General features: G+C 68.1%; 12 protein-coding genes. 2 read left to right on the forward strand and 10 right to left on the reverse strand.

The features are described from left to right. Positions 1-6: 6 nt before the first annotated feature. On the reverse strand, positions 7-3045 hold the full coding sequence (locus EV667_RS15460; RefSeq protein WP_131836376.1) for an efflux RND transporter permease subunit: 3039 nt from the start codon (positions 3043-3045) through the stop codon (positions 7-9). Then, a complete protein-coding gene (locus tag EV667_RS15465; protein ID WP_131836183.1) occupies positions 3045-4130 on the reverse strand; it encodes an efflux RND transporter periplasmic adaptor subunit in 1086 nt (361 codons plus the stop codon). The genes EV667_RS15460 and EV667_RS15465 overlap by 1 nt, the downstream gene beginning before the upstream one ends. A 245-nt stretch (positions 4131-4375) precedes the next feature. Here EV667_RS15465 and EV667_RS15470 point away from each other — a divergent pair, with 245 nt between their 5' ends. Beyond that, complete coding sequence (locus tag EV667_RS15470; protein ID WP_131836184.1) at positions 4376-5593, forward strand: alpha/beta hydrolase; 1218 nt, start codon at positions 4376-4378, stop codon at positions 5591-5593. A 7-nt stretch (positions 5594-5600) separates the two neighbouring features. Here EV667_RS15470 and gltS read toward each other — a convergent pair whose 3' ends face one another. The 5 genes from gltS to EV667_RS15495 all read right to left on the reverse strand — a co-directional run bounded on the left by gltS (position 5601) and on the right by EV667_RS15495 (position 12078). Further along, on the reverse strand, positions 5601-6806 hold the full coding sequence (gene gltS / locus EV667_RS15475; protein ID WP_131836185.1) for a sodium/glutamate symporter: 1206 nt from the start codon (positions 6804-6806) through the stop codon (positions 5601-5603). Between the two features lie 133 nt (positions 6807-6939). After that, positions 6940-8385: a GntP family permease gene (locus EV667_RS15480; RefSeq protein WP_131836186.1), complete on the reverse strand. Its 1446-nt coding sequence runs from the start codon at positions 8383-8385 to the stop codon at positions 6940-6942. 3 nt (positions 8386-8388) lie between these two features. After that, positions 8389-9552: a patatin-like phospholipase family protein gene (locus EV667_RS15485; protein ID WP_245516171.1), complete on the reverse strand. Its 1164-nt coding sequence runs from the start codon at positions 9550-9552 to the stop codon at positions 8389-8391. Positions 9553-9704: 152 nt separating this feature from the next. Further along, positions 9705-10922 (reverse strand): nucleotidyltransferase domain-containing protein, encoded by a 1218-nt coding sequence (locus EV667_RS15490; RefSeq protein WP_131836187.1) that lies wholly within the window; start codon positions 10920-10922, stop codon positions 9705-9707. Between the two features lie 124 nt (positions 10923-11046). Continuing rightward, positions 11047-12078: a LysR family transcriptional regulator gene (locus EV667_RS15495; RefSeq protein WP_131836188.1), complete on the reverse strand. Its 1032-nt coding sequence runs from the start codon at positions 12076-12078 to the stop codon at positions 11047-11049. Between the two features lie 292 nt (positions 12079-12370). Here EV667_RS15495 and EV667_RS15500 point away from each other — a divergent pair, with 292 nt between their 5' ends. Then, positions 12371-13684 carry an NtaA/DmoA family FMN-dependent monooxygenase gene (locus tag EV667_RS15500; protein ID WP_131836189.1) on the forward strand — a complete coding sequence of 438 codons (1314 nt, stop codon included), beginning with the start codon at positions 12371-12373 and terminating at the stop codon, positions 13682-13684. 125 nt (positions 13685-13809) lie between these two features. On the opposite strand, the gene EV667_RS15505 is transcribed toward EV667_RS15500, so the two are convergent. Genes EV667_RS15505 through EV667_RS15515 form a run of 3 tightly spaced genes read right to left on the reverse strand, consistent with a single transcriptional unit; the run spans position 13810 to position 16087 of the window. Beyond that, positions 13810-14598, reverse strand: coding sequence for an amino acid ABC transporter ATP-binding protein (locus EV667_RS15505; RefSeq protein WP_131836190.1), 789 nt, complete (start codon positions 14596-14598; stop codon positions 13810-13812). Beyond that, entirely contained in the window at positions 14595-15362 is a 768-nt protein-coding gene (locus tag EV667_RS15510; protein ID WP_131836191.1) for an ABC transporter permease, read from the reverse strand. Before EV667_RS15510 ends, EV667_RS15505 begins: the two co-directional genes overlap by 4 nt. Then, positions 15359-16087, reverse strand: coding sequence for an ABC transporter permease (locus EV667_RS15515; protein ID WP_131836192.1), 729 nt, complete (start codon positions 16085-16087; stop codon positions 15359-15361). The genes EV667_RS15510 and EV667_RS15515 overlap by 4 nt, the downstream gene beginning before the upstream one ends. Positions 16088-16089 lie beyond the last annotated feature (2 nt).

Below are 16089 nucleotides of genomic sequence, written 5' to 3' on the forward strand. Positions count from 1 at the left end.
AGCCGGTCAGGCTGCCGCCGGCCGCTCCCGTCCTGCCGTCGCCAGATACAGCGCCGGCAGGAAGATCAGCGTCAGCAGGGTGGCCACCAGCAGGCCGCCCATGATGGCGAAGGCCATCGGGCCCCAGAAGACGGTGGGGGCGATGGGGATCATGCCGAGCACCGTCGACACCGCCGTCAGCATGATCGGGGTGAAGCGGGCGCTGGAGGCGTCGATCACCGCCTGCCGCGCGCTCTTGCCGCCGGCGCGTTCGGATTCGATCTGGCCGATGAGGATCACGGCGTTCTTGATGATCATCCCGATCAGCGCCAGCACGCCGAGAATGGCAACGAAGCCGAGCGGCCGGCCGGAAACCAGCAGCGCCAGCACGACGCCGATCAGCCCCAGCGGCGCCACGCTGACCACAAGAGCGGTCAACGAGAAACGCCGGAGCTGGAACATGAGGACGGTGAACATGATGAGGATCATCACCGGCACCACCGCCATGACCGACGCGAGCGACGAAGCACTCTCCTCCACCGTACCGCCCGTCTCGATGCGGTAGCCTTCCGGCAGCGTCTTCGCCAGCGCCTCGATCTTCGGCGCCAGTTGGTCCACCACCGTCTCCGGCAGCTCGCCGGGGGCGATGTCGGACTGCACGGTGAGCGCGGGCAGCCGGTCGCGGCGCCACACCAGCGGGTAGGTCTGCTCGTAGTCGAAGCTGGCGAACTGGCTGAGCGGCACGGTGCGCCCGCCCGGCAGCGGCACTTCCAGCGTGCGCAGCGTGTCGAGCGAGACGCGCTGCTCGTCCGTGGCGCGCAGCACCACGTCGACGAGATAGATGTCGTCCCGCACCTGCGTCACCGGCGCGCCTGTGACGACCGTGTTCAGCACCGAGCCGATGGCCTCGGTGGAAAGCCCGAGGAGGCGCGCCTGATCCTGGTCGACACGGATGCGGATCTCGCGCGCCGGCTCGATCCAGTCATAGTTTACCGTGCGCGTCAGCGGATCGGCTGCGATCACCTCGGCGAGCTTGAAGGCGATGTCGCGCACCGGCCCCAGTTCCGGCCCCACCACCCGGTACTGAATCGGCCAACCCACCGGCGGGCCGAGTTCCAGCGGCGAGACGCGGCTGACCACATTGGGGAAGTCGTTGGCCAGCAGCGTGTCGAGCTTCGCCTCCAGGCGCTCGCGCGCCGGCACGTCCTTCGCCACCACCACGGCCTGGCCGAAAAAGGCGTTGGGCAGCTGGGCGTTGAGCGGCAGGTAGAAGCGGATCGCCCCGCGCCCGACATAGCCGCTCCAGCGCTCCACGTCGGGATCGTCCTGCAAGGCGTCGTCGAGCCGCTCCATGGCGCGCTCGGTGGCGAAGATCGAGGCGTTCTGAGGCAGTTGCAGGTCCACCAGCAGTTCCGGCCGGTCGGACGACGGGAAGAACTGGCGCGGGATGAGCGGCAGCGCCAGCACGGCGACGACGAAGAGCGCGAGCGTCACCGCGACGGTCAACCACGGCGCGTTCAGCGCGGTGGAAAGCAGGGAGCGATAGAGCCGCATCACCCGGCCGGGCTCGCCACCGGCGTTCTTCGGGGGTTTCAGGATGACAAGACCGATGAGCGGGGCGAACAGCACCGCCACCAGCCACGACACCAGCAGCGCGACCGTCACCACCGCGAACAGGGTGAAGGTGTACTCGCCCGCCGACGAGGCGGCGAAACCCACCGGCACGAAGCCGGCGATCGTCACCAGCGTGCCGGCCAGCATGGCGAAGGCGTAGGTCTTGAAGGCATAGACCGCCGCCACTTCCTTTGGCTCGCCGGCGGCGAGCCGGCCGAGCGTGGCGTCTGTGGTGGTCATGGCGTCGTCCACCATCAGCGCCAGCGCGATGATGAGCGCGCCGAGCGAGATGCGCTGCATGTCGATGTTGAGCAGCCACATCACCGCGAACACGCCCGCCAGAGTGAGCGGAATGGTCAGCGCCACCATCAGGCCGGCGCGCACGCCGAGCGCGATGAAACTCACGACGAGAATGATCAGGATGGCCTGCCAGAGCGACGTCATGAATTCGGAAATCGCGCCGGCCACCGTCACCGCCTGGTCGGCCACCAGATGCGGCTCGATGCCGACCGGCAGTTCCGCCGTGATCGCCGCCATCGCCGTGTCGATGTTGCGCCCAAGCTGGAGAATGTCGCCGCCCTCGCGCATCGAAATGGCAAGGCCGATGGCCGGCTCGCCATTGGTGCGGAACAGCGGGCGCGGCGGGTCGACATAGCCACGCCGCACGGTGGCGATGTCGGCGAGGCGCAGCATGCGCCCGTCCACGGCGAAATTGATGTTGGCCACATCCTGCTCGGAGCCGAAGGCGCCGGACACGTCGATCACCAGCGCCTCGTCGCCGGTCTGGATGGTGCCGGAGGGCTGCACCACATTCTGGGCGCGCAGCGCCGCCACCAGGGCCGAGCGGTTGATGCCGAGATTGGCGAGCTCCCGCACCGAGAATTCGACGAAGATCTGCTCGTCCTGCTCGCCCAGCAGCTCGATCTTGGCGACATCGGGCACATGCAGCAAGGTCGAGCGGGCCTGCTCGACATAATCGCGCAGCTCGCGATGGGTGAAGCCGTCGGCGGTAAAGCCGTAGATCAGGCCGAACGTGTCGCCGAACTCGTCATTGAAGCCCGGCCCCACCACCCCGCGCGGCAGGGTGTGGGCCATGTCGCCAATGCTCTTGCGCACATGATACCAGACATCGGGCACCTCCTGCGCGGTGGTGCTGCCCTGCAGATTGACGAAGATGGTGGTGATGCCGGGGCGGGTATAGCTGCGGATGAAATCAAGATGCGGCGTTTCCTGCAGCGTCCGCTCCAGCCGCTCCGTCACCTGCTGCAGCGTGTCCTCGATGCTCGCGCCGGGCCACGCCGCCTGCACCACCATGGTCTTGATGATGAAGGACGGGTCTTCCGCCCGCCCCAGCCGCGTATAGGCGAACAGGCCGGCCACCACCACGGCCAGCATGAAATAGATGACCAGCGACCGCTCGCGGACCGCCCATTCCGACAGGTTGAAACGCATCACGAACCCGCCCCGAGCAGGCGCACCTTCTGGCCGGGATGCAGCGCCTGCACACCGGCCGTCACCACGATCTCGCCCGGGCTGAGCCCTGTCTCGACGGCGACGGACGCCTGCGAGAAGCGACGCAGCTCGATGTTGCGCAGCGCCACCGTCCGGCTGGCGGGGTCATACACCCACACCGCGGGGCGCTCATTGACCGCCGTAAGCGCCGAAGCCGGAATCTCGATCGCCGCGTCGCTGCCGAGTTCCACCCGCCCGATGACCGTCGAGCCGAGGCGCATGGCGGCCGGCGGGTTGTCGAGCCCGATACGCACCCGGAAGGTGCGGGTGACGGGGTCGGCCTGCGGCGCCACTTCACGCACCCGGCCGATAGCGGTCACGGAGGGATCGTCGCTCAGCGTGACGGTGATGACCGGGTCTGCCGGCGCCGCGCGCAGGACATTCGCCGGCACGTCGAACACCGCGTCGCGCCCGCCCTGCCGGGCGAGTTGCAGGATCATCTGCCCGGCCTGCACCACCTCGCCCGGCTCGGCGCCGCGCGCCGTCACGGTGCCCGGGGCATCGGCGATGAGGTCGGTATAGCTGACATTGTCCTGCGCGGTCTTCAGCTGCGCCTCGGCATCGTCCACCCCCGATTGCGCCGCCTGCAAAGCGGTGCGCGCGGCGTCGTGGTTGGCCTGGGTAGTGAAGCCGTTACCGAGCAGCCGATCCTGCCGATCGAACGTATTGGCGGCGGTGACGAGCTGGCTCTCGGCAGCCGCCAGAGCCGCCTGCGCCGACCGCAGGGCATTCAACGCGTTTTGCGGATCGAGCCGGGCGACGACCTGCCCGGCCTTTACCTGATCGCCGACATTGGCGCTGCGCTCGATCATCCGGCCGGAAACGCGGAAGGCGAGCGCGGCCTCATCCTGCGCCTGCACATCGCCGGTGAAGGTGGCCACCTGCCCGCCAACACCCTTTTCCACCGTGACGACCCGCACCGGGCGGGGGGCCGGGGCATCGGCCTCGCTTTCCTGGCCGCAGCCGGCGAGAGCGAGACTGGCACCGAGCGCCATTACAGCCACGAACGGCTTCATCGTCACCATAGCGGCCTGCTCCTCACAAACGCCATTCCCGGCGCCGGCGTTGTCGAATGGAGCTCATCCGCGACGTCTCCGGCCGCCGGCCTGATCCTACCGTCACAGTACAGCGGCCAAGCGACACGTAAACGACCCTTTTTGCATGTCCTATGAGATACCCCCATTCAGACCGGGGACAGGGTCGACTCGCCTTTGGCGCATCGGCGCGCTAATGCTGGCGCTCATTACAGGCAGGGGCCTGCGGAGGCAGAATGCGTCTGGTCGTTGTTGCGTTGGCTATGGCCCTGTGCGCGGGATGCTCGAACAGGCCGGTGGGTGTGTTGACGCCCGTCGAGGCTGCCGTGCCCGGCACCACCAAGGTCGACCTCCTTGTGGCCACCACCCGCGAGGCCTCCAACGACGTCGCCACGCTCTATACCGGCGAGCGCGCCGCAGGCGTCTCGCTCGACGCCTTCACCGTCTCAATTCCCCCGGACAGCCGCCGGCAGATCGGCGAGGTGCAGTGGCCGCGCAGCCTGCCGCCCAACCCGGAAACCGACTTCGCCACCCTCGCGGTGAAGCCGCTGCCCGACGTGAAGGCAGCCAAGGGCTGGCTTGACGGGCACCTGCCGAAGAGCCGGCGGGTGCTGATCTTCGTGCACGGCTTCAACAACCGTTTCGAGGACGCCGTCTACCGCTTCGCCCAGATCGTCCATGATTCAGGCTCGGAGGTGGCGCCGGTGCTGTTCACCTGGCCCTCGCGCGCACGGGTGTTCGACTATCTGTTCGACCGCGAGAGCACCATCGTCTCGCGCGACGCCTTCGAGGACACGGTCTGGCAGGTCGCCAGCGACCCGCGGGTCGAGGACGTGACCATCATGGCCCATTCGATGGGTGCGTGGCTGGCGATGGAGAGCCTGCGGCAGATGGCGATCCGCCACGGCAAGCTGCCCGCCAAAATCCGCAACGTCATCCTCGCCTCGCCCGATGTCGATGTCGACGTGTTCGCCTCGCAATGGCGGGCGCTTCAGGGCACGCAGGCGCGCTTTACCCTGTTCGTCTCGCGCGACGACCGGGCGCTGCAGGTGTCGCGCCGCATCGCCGGCGGCGTGGATCGGCTGGGGATGATCGACACGCAGCATTTCTATGGCGAGCTGCAGAAGTCCGGCATCGTGGTGATCGACCTCACCGCCATGCGCAGCGGCGATTCGCTCAACCACGGCCGCTTCGCCTCCTCTCCGGAAGTGGTGCAACTGATCGGCCAGCGGCTGGTGAACGGCCAGACCGTGACCGATTCCGACGTCAGCCTCGGCGACCGCATCGCGGCGGGAGCGATGGGGGTCGGGCAGACCGTAGGCAGCGCGGCGGGACTTGCCATCAGCGCGCCGCTCGCCGTCATCGACCCGAACACCCGCCGCACCTATCAGGGGCAGGTGGAGCGCTTCGGGCGCACCGTGACCGAGACCGTCGAGGACCCAGGCGCCGACTAGGCGCCTCTCAGCTCGCCAGGAAACCGATCGCGGCGGCGTTGATGATGTCGATGAAGAAGGCCGACACCAGCGGCAGGATGATGAACGCTCGGGGCGAGGGGCCGTGCGTCTTGGTGACGGCGGTCATGTTGGCGATGGCGGTGGGCGTGGCCCCCAGGCTGATGCCGGTGAAGCCGGCGGAGATCACCGCCGCCTGATAGTCGCGCCCCATCGCCGGGAACACCACGAAGATGATGTAGGCGACCGCCGCCACCGTCTGCACGGCGAGCACCACGACCAGCGCGATCCCCAGCCCGCCAATGCTCCACAGCTGCATGCTCATCAGCGACATGGCGAGGAAAACGTTCAGCGCGAGGTCCGACACCAGCGCCAGCGCCCGTGTGCGGGTGGGCCAGCGCACGCGCGGCAGGAGGCGTGGCACGGTGTTGGTCAGCACGATGCCGACCAGCAGGCAGACCACGAACATCGGCAGTTTCAGCCCGGTCCACTCCACCGCCTCCTCAAGGCCGAAGGCGATGAGGATGGCGACGTTGAGCACCAGCACGGTGCGCAGCAGGCTGACATGGCTGATGTCGTCATCCGTGCGCTCGTCCACCGCCTTGGGCAGGCCGACAACGGCCTCCTGGCCGGGTTCGCTCTTCAACTCGTGGCGGGTGATGAGATAGCGCGCGATCGGCCCGCCCGCGAGGCTCGCCAGCACGAGGCCAAGCGTCGCCACGGCAATGCCGACCTCCATTGCATTGGCGACGCCGAAGCGGTCCGCGATCAGCGGTGCCCAGGCGATGGTGGTGCCGTGGCCGCCGATCAGCGAGGCCGAGCCGAGGAACACGGTGAGCCCTTCCGGCAGATTCAGCAGGCCGACAGCGCCGAGCGCGATGGCGTTCTGGATGACCAGATAAACCACGGTCAGAACGAGAAGAACCACCAGCGGCCGGCCGCCCGCCAGCAGGTCGTCGAGCCGGGCATTGAGGCCGATGCCGGTGAAGAAATAAAGCAGCAGCAGATCGCGCGCGGCGAGATCGAAGACGATGGCGGTATCGGAGAACTGATAGGCGACCAGCGTCGCCAGCGCCGCCAGCAGGCCGCCGGTCACGGCCTCGGGGATGTTGAACTGGCCGAGCGGGGGAATAGCCCTGTTGATGCCGGAGCCGACGAAGAAGACGACGATGGCGATGGTGAAGGTGAGAAGTCCTGAAATCTCGATCGTCGACATCGTCACCCCGTCGTCACTGCCCCGCAGCGCGCTGCAACTTCCGCTGCAGGCACGGCTGCACATGCGGCTGCAGCCGCTGCTGCCACTTCAAGCTGCAAGGCCGCTGCAACGCTGCACCGCCCGGCTGCCGCCTTCAGAAACTGCCGAACACCGAGCCAAGCCCGATGACAGCCACTAGTGCCACCAGGGCACCGACGATGGCAACCATGACGATGTCGAGATAGCTCTCCCTCGGCGTCACCCCGCAGACGGCGAGCAGGGTCACCACCGCGCCGCTATGGGGCAGGCTGTCGAGCGTGCCCGCGCTCATGACGGCCACGCGGTGCAGCAGGGAAGGCTCGATGCCGAGCGCGCCGGCCCGCTCCAGGAAGACCGGCCCCAGCGCGTCGAGCGCGATGGTGAGGCCGCCCGACGCAGAGCCGGTGAGCGCGGCGAGGATGTTGACCGCCACAGCCAGCGACACCAGAGGCCCGCCCTCAATGGAGAGCACCCAGTCGCGCACCAGCGCAAAGGCCGGCAGCGCCGCCACCACGGCTCCGAAGCCGACAAGGCTCGCCACCGAGAAGATCGGCAGCACCGAGGCGTTGGCGCCGGCATCCATGGTTTCGCGCAGTTTCGGCAGGCGGCGCCAGTTGAGGGCAAGCGTCGCCAGTATCGCCACGATCAGCGCCACCGCCACCGACCACACGCCGCTGACCGCCGAGAGGGGGATGCCGCCCCAGCGCTCCTCGGCCAGGAATCCGAAATCGAGGCGCGGCAGGAGCACGAAGGACATCAGCAGATTGACACTGATGACCAGCCCGAGCGGAAGCGCGGCCAGCGCGATGGAGGGGCGCTCCACGCTCTGGTGGCCGTGGGCGATTTCCGCCGGGTCGAAGGCGTGCGCGGTGCTCGCCCGCTCGCGCAGCACCGGGTCGTCGAGGTCGGCGTTGACGGTGCCGCCGCCGAACCCCTCCCCCGCCCGGCGGGCGGAAGTCTCCACGCGGGCGAGCCACCACAGGCCGAAGCCGAGCATGATGGCGGAGGCGACAATGCCGAGGCCCGGCGCGGCGAAGGGCGTGGTGCCGAAGAACGGCATGGGAATGGCGTTCTGGATCGCCGGCGTGCCCGGAAGCGCCATCATGGTGAAGGTGAAAGTGCCGAGCGCGATGGCCGGCGCCATCAGCCGGCGCGGAATGTCGGCGGTGCGGAACAGCGCCTGCGCCATCGGCGCCAGCACGAACAGGGCGACGAACAGGCTCACCCCGCCATAGGTGACGATGGCGCCCGCCAGCACCACGGCGAGGATGGCGCGCTGCGCGCCTAGCTTCGCCGTCATGAACTCGGCGATGGCCGAGACCGAGCCACTATCCTCCATCAGCTTGCCGAACAGCGCGCCGAGCAGGAACAGGGGAAAGAACTGCCCGACAAAGCTCGCCGCACTGCCCATGAAGGTCTGCGTCCAGCTCGCCAGCAGCGGCTCGCCGGACAGGAGGGCGGCGATCAGCGCCGCGAGCGGCGCCAGCAGCAGCACGCTCCAGCCGCGATAGGCGAACCAGACGAGAAGGCCGAGGCCGAGCAGGATGCCGATGAGGCCCATGGCTCACACGCCTTCCAGCAGCACGTCGAGATTGACCGAGCAGCGCTTGCCGATATTGCCGCCATCGGCTTCGAGGAAGGCATCGGCGGCCTTGCGGCCCTCGTCGCGCAGCATGCTGAGGAATTCCCATTCGGCATTGAGCTTCGAGGAATAGCCGAGCTTGTCCATGACCTCGTTGCGCACCAGATGAATGCGCATGCGGGCCCATTGGGCCCCCTCGCAATTGCCGGGATCGGCGACCTGCCGCAGCAGGGCGATCATCCGCAATTCCTTCAGCAGAACGGCATTGAACGAGACTTCGTTGAGCCGGTTGAGGATTTCCGAGGCGGTGCGCGGCGTGCCGGGCCGTTCCACCGGGTTGATCGGGATGAGGATGGTGTCGTCGGATTCGAGTTCGCGCACCAGCGGCGTCATGGTCGGGTTGCCGGAATAGCCGCCATCCCAATAGCTTTCGCCGTCGATGTCCACCGCCTGGAACAGGGTGGGCAGGCAGGCCGAGGCGAGCAGCACCTCCGGCGTGATTTCGGCATTGCGGAAAACCCGGCCGCGCCCGGTGCGCACATTGGTGGCGGTGATGAACAGCTTGACCGGGGAGCTTCGCAGGCGCTCGAAGTCGATCGCCTTTTCCAGGATGGCGCGCAGCGGATTGGAGCCGCCCGGATTGAGGTCATAGGGCGAATAAAGCCGCGACATCAAATCCATGGTCACGAACAGCGGCGAATGATCGAGCGACCAGCGGCCCAGCAGCACATCCAGCGGGCCACGCTGGAACGGGCTGAAGCGCGCCGCGTCCGACACGTGACGCCAATAGGCATCGAGCGCCGCGCGGGCGCCCTCCCGCCCGCCGGCGGCAAAGCCATCGGCCAGCACGGCCGCGTTCATCGCCCCGGCCGAGGTGCCGGAAATACCCTCGATGGCGAGCCAGTCCTCTTCCAGCAGCCGATCGAGCACGCCCCAGGTGAAGGCCCCGTGCGAGCCGCCGCCCTGCAAAGCGAGATCGACCCGGATCGGCCCGGATGGCGTGGGCGCCGGCGCCGCCGGTGCTGCGGAAGTGTCCTCGGAAGCGGCGGCCGGACCGCTGTCGGCGCTTTTGCGGACCCCTCGCCGCGGCGTCCTGGCGGCGGAGACTTCGGGAGGCGGGGCGGGAGGCAGGACCTTGGAGGGCATTGGCGCGCCTTTCGGAACCGGATAGCCTTACCGTACCGGCCCGGATGCTGCATCGCAACATCGAAACCGGCATGGCGGGCCCGCGACCCTGTGGGGCGTGTGGCCAGATGCCGGGAACGCGGCCGGAAGCGGCGGAACGAGGGGATGCCGCGTCAGTCGCGGGCCACCTTGCGGCGCAGCAGGCCCTTGCCTCCCAGCAGCCGCCCGAACCAGAGCGGAACACGCAGCAGCGGGTAGAGGAAATACAGCCGGCGCGGCAGCGGCATGTCGAGCGCGTCCTGGCAGTTCACCGTCCAGCGCAGGATCTCGGTGCCCACATGACCGGGGCCGCAGGCCAGCGCGTGCAGCATCGGCAGCAGCACCACCTGACGGAGCGCGAATTGCGGCTTGGCCGCGCCGAGAGAGGCGAGGCAGAGCCGGCGCATCGCCCGCTGCAGCGGCGCCTCCACCGGACGCGTCAAGGCCGCCGGCACCGGCAGACCCAGAAGCTCGCGGCACAGGTCGAAGGCGAGCAAGGCGGCCGGCCCGGCCCCGCGCGCCTGCGCGTGGCGATAGAGGCGCAGCCGCTCCTCCTCCGGCAGCCCCGCGAGAAGCGCGTGCAGATCGGCCAGCCATTTGAGGCGGAACCAGCCGCTGCGGGCGCCGTGGACGCACAGATAGGCGAACTCGTCATCGGGATGGAAACCCCGAACGGAGACGCCGCCCAGGCTCTCGCGCTTTCCCGTCGCCGCCAGAAGCGGCGCAAGCGGCAGCAGCCGGCGGTTTTCGGTCAGGCGCCAATGCGGCTCCAGTTGCACGCCGCGCGCCGGATCGACCAGGATCGCTTCCATCTGGAAGGCACGCAACGCGTTGATTCTAGCCGGGGTCAGCGGAGCCTTGGGAAAGACCGGCCGATAGCCCTCGCCCGCGAGACACGCGAACATCGCGGGCAGATCGTCCGGCCGCACCAGGAAGTCGATGTCCTTGCCATGCTTCACGGCCACCGACCCATAGGCCCGCTGGCCGACCAGCGCGCCCTTGAAGAAGACCGCCTCGATGCCGGCGGCGTCGAACATCTTCTGCAGGCGGATCGTGGCGGCCACCATGGCAAGGTTGTTCCGCGCCAGAACCCCCGCCTTCTCGGCGACGAACTGGCGCACATGCCCGGGAATCTCGTCCGCCGCGTCACCGGCCAGGCGCCCCAGCGCCAGATGGACGATGCCGGGCACGCGGTGCCGCTCCACGAGGCGGATGAACGCCTTCCAATCCACCCGGCCGGCCGGCGCGGCCACGTCCGGCGCCCCGTGCCGCGCGGCCAGCGCGCACAGCCGCAGGAGCAGCGCAAAGGTCGCATCGGCCTCGCGCGTGGCGTGCCCTGACGTTCCGCTCATCCCCGCCCGATCACTGCGGGACGCGAGGCACCCGCCCCCGCGTCGCATGTGGGCGGATTTTACCGTTTCGATCCCTCGGCTGTAAAGGCGCGATGGCACAGCTTCGGCGCGCATGGCCGGTGCCTCATGCGCCGGCGAGGGCCGGTGCCTTGGCGTTCGACAACACCCGGAACACGCCGTCCCGGTCCACCACCGTGCCGCAGCTGGTGACGAAGTCCGGCCGGGGCAGCAGGCGGCTCTGGCCGAGCTCCATATGCACGTCGATCAGGCAGTCGACAAACTGGCGGGCGAGCTTGAAGTCGGCAGCGGCGGGGCCCATCATCGCGGTGATCGGGTTGACGATGCGCACCCGGTCCGGCCGCAGCGCCCGCAAGGCACCGCTGGCGATGAGCGGCTGTGCGGTGTGGTCCAGCACATAGCCGATATTGCGCCCCGACAGGATCAGCGCCAGCTGCGACTGGATGCCGAGGCCGATATCGCCGCAGGTGTCGCTGCGGCGGGCGCGCTCGGGATGGTAATATTCAAGGTGCCCCCGGCTGCAATAGGCGGCGGATTCGATGTCCGCCAGCGTCAGCTCGTCCTCGGGAATGGCGTAGAGCGGGTGCCGGTCGCCGCAGCACATGAAGCCCTGCTCGTCGAACAGGTGCTCGTAGGTGAGCTGCGCGTAATGCTCGTTCACCAGCCCGATGCCGACATGCAGCATGCCGTCGGCCACCCGCCCGGCAAGCTGGAAGCCGAGCATGACCTCCATGCGGAAGCGGACATTGGGGTAATAGTCGGAGAAACGGCGAATGGCGTCATGCAGCCGCGCGGACGGGTTCTCGACAATGCCGTCCTGAATGCCGATGGAGAGTTCGTAGACGGTGTTCTGGTTGATGTTCGAGGCCTTCTGCTTGAAGGCCTCCACCGAGGCGAACAGTTCCTTGGCGGCCTTGTAGACCACCTCCCCCTCGCGGAAGAGCTTGAAGCCCTTCGGCCCGCGCCGGCAGAGCCGCGTGCCGAGGCGGATCTCCAGCGACTTCAGGTTCTCGCTGAGGGTGGATTGCGAAAGATTGAGCGCCGCCTGCGCGGCGGTGAAGCTTCTCTCCTCGACAATGGTGCAGAAGCAGCGCAGCAGCTTCAGGTCGATATCGTAGATCTGGCTGATGTGCGACATGGCTATGCCTCGCTCCGTGTCGATGACGTCCCTTTCCCCCCGGCGCACCGCACTTAGCAATTTGTGCGCCGCACCAGCGCCGGCGCGGTCTTGCTGATATTCCAGAGCCATCGGGGCGCGCCGCCGCCGCGCCGACCGGGCCGATTGCACAGTGTTTGCCCACGCCCCCGCCCTCTGCCCAATGTTGAGCCGCCCCTGAGCGGAACATCGCTTGGGCTTTTCGCAATGGTGGCGGCAAGGGTCGCCGGCTTACGCTGGCTGCTTCGTTTGAGCAGGCAGATGGGGCAGCGTCATGAGTCCGCGACCGTTACACCTCGGGTGGTTCACCAATTTCGCGGTCGACGAATGGACGAGACCCTTCACCGGCGGCGGCGGCGACCCGTGGGACGGCAAGTTCTACATCGACATGGCGCAGGCCATGGAGCGGGCGTGCTTCGACTACATCATGCTGGAAGACACGCTGATGATCTCGGAGGCCTATGGCGGCTCCAACGAGGTCTATCTCAAGCACAACATCATGGGGCCGAAGGCCGACCCCTCGCCGATGGCGGCGCTGATCGGCGCCAACACCAAGAACCTCGGCGTGGTGGCGACCTTTTCCACCATGGCCTATCCGCCCTTCATGCTGGCGCGGCTGTGCTCGACGCTGGACAGCATCTGCAAGGGCCGGTTCGGCTGGAACATCGTCACCACGGGCGAGGACCTCGCTGCCGAGAATTTCGGCATGGACAAGCTGCCGCCGCGCCAGGAGCGCTACGACATGGCGGATGAGTATGTCGAGCTGTGCAAGCAGCTCTGGGGCAGCTGGGATTCCGACGCCGTGGTGCGCGACCATGCCACCGGCACCTATGCCGATGCCTCCAAGGTCCGGCCCATCCATTTCAACGGCAAGTATTTCAAGAGCCGGGGACCGCTGAACTGCGTGCCCTCGCCGCAGGTCCGCCCCGCCTTCGTACAGGCCGGCGGCTCGCCGCGCGGGCGGCAGTTCGCGGCGATGACCGCTGACAGCATCATCGCCCCCTCCATGGGCGTTGCAGGCCTCAAGGCCTACCGCGCCGATGTGCGGGCACGGGCCGAGGCCGGCGGACGCGACCCGGACGAGATCAAGGTGCTGTTCGTCGTCGCCCCCATTCTCGGCGAAACCGAGGAAGAGGCGAAGGCGAAGGCCGCGCGCATCATCGAGGCGCCGGATTATTGCGAGAAGGCGCTGGCGCTGATCGCCGCCATCACCGACATCGACTTCTCAACGTTCGACCTCGACGCGCCGCTGCCTCCCCTCACCACCAATGGAGAGCAAGGCTCGCTCGATGCCTTCCAGCAGACCGGCTCGGGCAAGACGCTGCGCCAGCTCTGCGCCGACCAGCTCTCGCGCGGGCTGGACGGGCTGGTGGGCACGCCTGACCAGGTGGCCGAACGCATGGGAGAGGTGATGGCGGAAGTGGGCGGCGACGGCTTCCTCATCACCCGCCCGTTCACCGCCAATATCAGCCGGCAATACATCACCGATATCTGCGAGGGGCTGGTGCCGGCCTTGCAGCGCCGGGGCCTCGCCCGCACGAGCTACACCGAGGGCGCGACGCTGCGGCAGATGCTGCGGGAGTTCTGAGCGCGGCTGACGACTCCACGAGCAGGCGTCATCCCGGAAGGACCGAAGGTCCTGTCCGGGACCGCTGGCGTATCCCGGTGGGCGATCCCGGCTCAAGCGGGACGGGTCGTCGAGGTGCCCGCCCCTCAGCGCAGGATCTGCGCGAGGAAATGGCGCAGGCGCTCGCTCTTCGGGGCGTCGAAGAAATCCTGCGCCCCGCCCTCTTCCACGATCTCGCCCCGGTCCATGAACACGCAGCGATCCGCCACGCGCCGGGCAAAACCCATTTCGTGGGTGACGCAAACCATGGTGACGCCGCTGGCGGCGAGTTCCTCAATCACGCCCAGCACCTCCTTGACCATTTCAGGGTCGAGCGCCGAGGTCGGCTCGTCGAACAGAAGGATGCGCGGCTCCATGCACAGCGCGCGGGCGATGGCGACGCGCTGCTGCTGCCCGCCGGACAGACGCGCGGGATATTTGCGCGCCTGATCGGCGAGGTGGACGCGCTCCAGATGTGCCATGGCGAGCTTTTCCGCCTGCGCCTTCGACAGCCCGCGATTGAGTTGCGGCGCCAGCATGCAGTTTTCCAGCGCGGTGAGATGGGGGAACAGGTTGAAGTGCTGGAACACCATGCCGACTTCCTGGCGGATGTCCTGCACCGTGCCTTCGTCCCCCGTCAGTTCGATGCCGTTGACCACGATGCGCCCGCCATCATGGCGCTCCAGCGCGTTGATGCAGCGGATGAGGGTCGACTTGCCCGAGCCGGAGGGGCCGCAGATGACGACCTTCTCGCCGCGCTGCACCTGGAGGTCGACGCCAGCCAGCGCGCGATGGGCGCCGTAGCGCTTCACCACGCCGGCGAGGAGGATGGCCGGTGCGACCGGCGCGGGGGCGAGGTCGCCGGCGAGGTCGGAAGCGGGCGGGCGGGCGATCATGGCATCACCTTCGCCCGGCCCGCGAGCCGCGCCAGCGCCAGTCGGCCGGGCCCGGGCATGGCGACATCCTCGGCATTGTGGCGATTGAGCCAGCCTCCCCAGAAGGTGAAGCCGACGCGGATCAGGTTGACGAAGGCCCAGTAAAAGGCGGCAGCGCAGAGGATGGGGGTGAACGGGTCATAGGTCTGCTCGAAGATCGAGTTGGCCACCGCCATCAGGTCGGTGATCGTCACCACCGAAACGATGGCGGTGCCTTTGACGAAGCTCACCACCTCGTTCTGGTAGGCCTTCAGCCCATAGCGCAGGGCGAGCGGCATCCGCACCCAAAGGAAGATGTTGCGCCGGGTGATGCCCAGCGCCTCGCTGGCCTCAACGATGCCGTGCGGCACGGCCAGCAGGCTGCCGCGCAGCACCTCGACCATGTAGGCGGCGTGGTTGAGGCTGAGCGCCACGATCGCGCAGCCGAAGGGCGAACCGAACACGATCCAGAACGGCCCGTTGCGCAGCGCCTCGATCTGGCCGAGGCCGTAATAGACGAGATAGAGCAGGATCAGCAGCGGTGCGCCGCGAAAGAACACCACGAAGGTTTCCGCCGGCAGCGCCAGCGCACGCCGCGACGACATGCGGGCGAAGCAGATGGGAAAGGCCAGCGCGAGGCCGATGATGAGCGGCAGCACGGTGAGGAACACCGTCACCATCAGCCCGTCGAACAGCGCCGGCAGGCTCTCCCAGGCGAGGTCGAGGTCGATCGGCAGCGCGTTCATGCCTCGGCCTGCGCGGACGAGCGGACCGGGGCGCGTCGCTGGCCACGGTCGAGGCGGGCCTCCAGCCGGTTGGCGAGCCAGAGGCTGGCGGCGCTGAACGCGATGAAAAGCAGGGCCGTGGCGACGAAGAAGAGGAAGGGCTCCTTGGTCGCCCCTGCCGCGATCTTGGCGGCCGCGACAAGGTCCTGCAGCCCGGCCAGCGACACCAGCGGCGTCTCCTTGAGCATGAAGCTCCACACATTGACGAGGCCGGGCAGAGCCAGGCGCATCACCTGCGGCAGGATCACCCGCCCCCACATGATGAGCGGGGGAATGGCGAGCGCGCGGGCGCCCTCGAACTGGCCCTTGGGCAGATTCTCGATCGCCCCGCGCACCAGCTCGGCGATATAGGCGGCATAGACGATGCCGAGCGCCGCGACGCCGGCCCCGAAGGGAGAAATGTCGATGCGGGCGCCGAACTCGCCCAGCACCGCCGCCAGCATGGCGCTGCCGCCATAAAAGATCAGGAAGATGACCAGAAGCGAGGGCACGCCCATGAAGACGGAGGCATAGACCCGCCACGCCGCGCGGATGAAGCGGTTGCGCGAGAGCGTCACCACCCCGATCAGCACGCCCAGCACGAAAGCCAGCGTGAAGCTGGCGAAGAAGAGTTCCAGCGTGATGAGCGCTCCCTCGCCGAGCTGGCGCAGATAGCCTGCCAAATCGGCAAGGGAGAGGTTCGTCATCC

It is taken from the genome of Ancylobacter aquaticus (assembly GCF_004339465.1).
Lineage (GTDB): Bacteria > Pseudomonadota > Alphaproteobacteria > Rhizobiales > Xanthobacteraceae > Ancylobacter > Ancylobacter aquaticus.

Coding starts and splice junctions, on each gene's coding strand:
- EV667_RS15500 (WP_131836189.1), top strand. CDS start 12,371: ATGAGTCCGCGACCGTTACACCTCGGGTGGTTCACCAATTTCGCGGTC.
- EV667_RS15485 (WP_245516171.1), bottom strand. CDS start 9,552: ATGCCCTCCAAGGTCCTGCCTCCCGCCCCGCCTCCCGAAGTCTCCGCC.
- EV667_RS15460 (WP_131836376.1), bottom strand. CDS start 3,045: ATGCGTTTCAACCTGTCGGAATGGGCGGTCCGCGAGCGGTCGCTGGTC.
- EV667_RS15480 (WP_131836186.1), bottom strand. CDS start 8,385: ATGGGCCTCATCGGCATCCTGCTCGGCCTCGGCCTTCTCGTCTGGTTC.
- EV667_RS15465 (WP_131836183.1), bottom strand. CDS start 4,130: ATGGTGACGATGAAGCCGTTCGTGGCTGTAATGGCGCTCGGTGCCAGT.
- EV667_RS15490 (WP_131836187.1), bottom strand. CDS start 10,922: ATGAGCGGAACGTCAGGGCACGCCACGCGCGAGGCCGATGCGACCTTT.
- EV667_RS15470 (WP_131836184.1), top strand. CDS start 4,376: ATGCGTCTGGTCGTTGTTGCGTTGGCTATGGCCCTGTGCGCGGGATGC.
- EV667_RS15510 (WP_131836191.1), bottom strand. CDS start 15,362: ATGAACGCGCTGCCGATCGACCTCGACCTCGCCTGGGAGAGCCTGCCG.
- EV667_RS15505 (WP_131836190.1), bottom strand. CDS start 14,598: ATGATCGCCCGCCCGCCCGCTTCCGACCTCGCCGGCGACCTCGCCCCC.
- EV667_RS15515 (WP_131836192.1), bottom strand. CDS start 16,087: ATGACGAACCTCTCCCTTGCCGATTTGGCAGGCTATCTGCGCCAGCTC.
- EV667_RS15495 (WP_131836188.1), bottom strand. CDS start 12,078: ATGTCGCACATCAGCCAGATCTACGATATCGACCTGAAGCTGCTGCGC.
- gltS (WP_131836185.1), bottom strand. CDS start 6,806: ATGTCGACGATCGAGATTTCAGGACTTCTCACCTTCACCATCGCCATC.